The sequence below is a fragment of the Nautilia sp. genome (assembly GCF_053994455.1).
Map to the genome: position 1 here is coordinate 1 of NZ_JBMYAU010000037.1, position 2647 is coordinate 2647.

Sequence of the window (2647 nt, forward strand, 5' to 3'; positions counted from 1 at the left end):
ATTTTCATAGCGATATTAGTTTCCATTTCTTTAAACAGTCTGTCTCTAAGTTTCGGAGCCGTTACGTTTTTACCTTCGGTACCTGCAAGGGGAGAATCGTTGACACTCATAATAACGCTGATTGTCGGCTCTTCGATATGAAGAGGATCAAGCCCCACGGGATTGTCCTTATCCGCAATGGTATCCCCCACGTCAAGCGCACTGAAGCCTGCAACCGCCACAATATCCCCTGCGCTCGCCTCTTCTATTTCAACCCTTTCAAGTCCTAAAAATCCCAAAAGTTTAGTAATTCTTCCGTTTATTTTTTCCCCATCGGCTTTTACAAGCGTTACGTTTTCGCCTTTTTTTATTTTACCGTTGAAAATCCTCGCAATTCCGATTCTTCCTACGAAATTATCATAATCAAGCGTAAACACCTGCATCTGAAGGGGTTTTTCCTCCTCACCCGAAGGAGCCGGTATATGCTCGACAATAGCTTCGAATATCGGAGTCATATTTTCATTACCGTCTTCAAGCTCCCATTTTGCTATTCCGTTTTTCGCAGCCGCATATATTATAGGAAACTCCAGCTGATCTTCATTCGCCCCCATACTTACGAACAGATCGAAAACCTCATCCACAACCCTATCGGGCTCAGCCGCGGGTTTGTCTATTTTATTTACCACCAAAATAGGTTTAAGTCCGAGAGAAAGGGCTTTTTTCACTACGAATTTGGTCTGGGGCATAACGCCTTCTTGTGCGTCCACAAGAAGCAAAACCCCGTCAACCATCTTAAGGACCCTCTCGACCTCGCCTCCGAAGTCGCTGTGTCCCGGAGTGTCGATAATGTTGATTTTGTAACCGTTCCACTTGATAGCCGTGTTTTTAGAAAGGATGGTAATTCCCCTTTCTTTTTCGAGATCGTTAGAATCCATTACCCTCTCACCCACTTCTTTTCTTTCGTCAAGAGTACCCGACTGTTTTAGAAGTTCGTCCACCAGCGTTGTTTTTCCGTGGTCAACATGCGCGATAACCGCAATATTTCTGATATTTTTCATTCATTGCCTTTTTTTTATTGAAATTATACCGATTTATTATGTAAAATAAACAGAAATGCAAAAGGGAATAAAAAAATGAGCATAAAACGGAAAATCGCCCTGTCCGTCTGCGCAATCACCGTGTCCGTGCTCGGTCTTATTTTTATAAACCTTTATTCCGCCTATAAATTCAACGAAATAAACAAAAAACTCTTAAAATATCAGACGGCCAGGTCGGAAGCGATAAAAGTGGAGCTGAAACATTATAAATTCATATCCAAATTTTTACAGGCCTTCGTTCAAAACAGACCCGCAAACCTTCCGACAAATCCTGAAAAATGCGCTCTCGGAAAGTTTATAAAAAAATACAGCGACACCTTCGACGATACGTTAAAACGTCTTTTAAAGCAGACCGTTCCCTATCACAACCATCTTCACGCTCTTGTGAAAACATATAACGAACAGTACATAAGAATACCGAGGGTACTGCATGAAAGAACATACGAAGCTTCCATGAACACATACGGCGATATTTTAAACTACAGTTTTTACATATTACACAACGACGTGGATTTTTCCGCGGGAAACTATACGTTCGGGGAATATTTTAAAAAATACGGACCTTCGCTTTTTAAAAAATTAGGACTTGAAAAAATAGCCGCTTTGAATGAAAGACTGAAAAAGGACTATTTAAAATTAAACGAAAAAACAGAAGCCGTAACAAACGCACAAAACGAAATAAAAGCATACGATAAAATCTACCCCGTTTATACGAAATTTAAAAAAGATTTGGGCGAATACATATCCCTTTTGACGGAAATCGACGACAAAATAAACGCAGATATAGAAAAAGAGATAATATTTTCAACATTTACGGACCTGAAACAGATAGAAAAATTTTTAAACACATACATAGCTTTTTCCGGGAAAAAACTGAAAAACACACAAAAGGATCTTTTAAAACTTGAAAAAACGTTTGAGATAATTTCAATCATATTAACCGTAACGGCTCTTTTGAGCCTGATAATTCTTATATATACGCTTATATCAATTTTAAAAAACCTTGAAGAATTCAGAAAAATCGTACAAAACCTCGCAGGAGGGGAGGCGGATTTAAGCAAAAAAATAAAATTGAGCACAAACGACGAACTAAGCGAAATAGCGGATAACATAAACAGGTTTATAGACAGTCTCAAAGAAGTCGTTTTACATATAAAAAACTCTTCCGACAAAAGCGGGAGGCTGGCTTTAGATGCTCAAACCATATCCGAAAAAATGGACACAACCGTCGATAAACAAACCCAAATAATAAAAACGGTAAACTCTCTTACCGAAGAAGTGCAAAACGATTTGGAAATAGCCGAGGAAAGTCTTGTTTCCACCGTTGAAGACATAAAAACCACCAGAAAAACCCTGGAAGATTTAATAAGCACAATGAACGACGTAATAAACAGAATAAGAAACGAATCCCGAAACGAAATAGAAATATCGTCCAAAATAACGGCACTTGCCGATCAGTCCAACCAGATAAAAGACATTATCAACATAATAAAAGAAATAGCCGACCAGACAAACCTGCTCGCCTTAAACGCGGCCATTGAAGCGGCAAGGGCGGGAGAACACGGAAGAGG

Annotated in this window: 2 protein-coding genes; one reads left to right on the forward strand and one right to left on the reverse strand. The window is 39.3% G+C overall.

The window, feature by feature from the left end:
• On the reverse strand, positions 1-1037 hold a 1037-nt coding region (locus ACXJIE_RS02635; protein WP_456479427.1), incomplete at its 3' end, for a GTP-binding protein.
• 75 nt (positions 1038-1112) lie between these two features.
• On the opposite strand from ACXJIE_RS02635, the gene ACXJIE_RS02640 reads away from it, so the two are divergent.
• Positions 1113-2647: methyl-accepting chemotaxis protein (locus ACXJIE_RS02640; RefSeq protein WP_456479428.1), on the forward strand; the 1535-nt coding region annotated here is incomplete at its 3' end.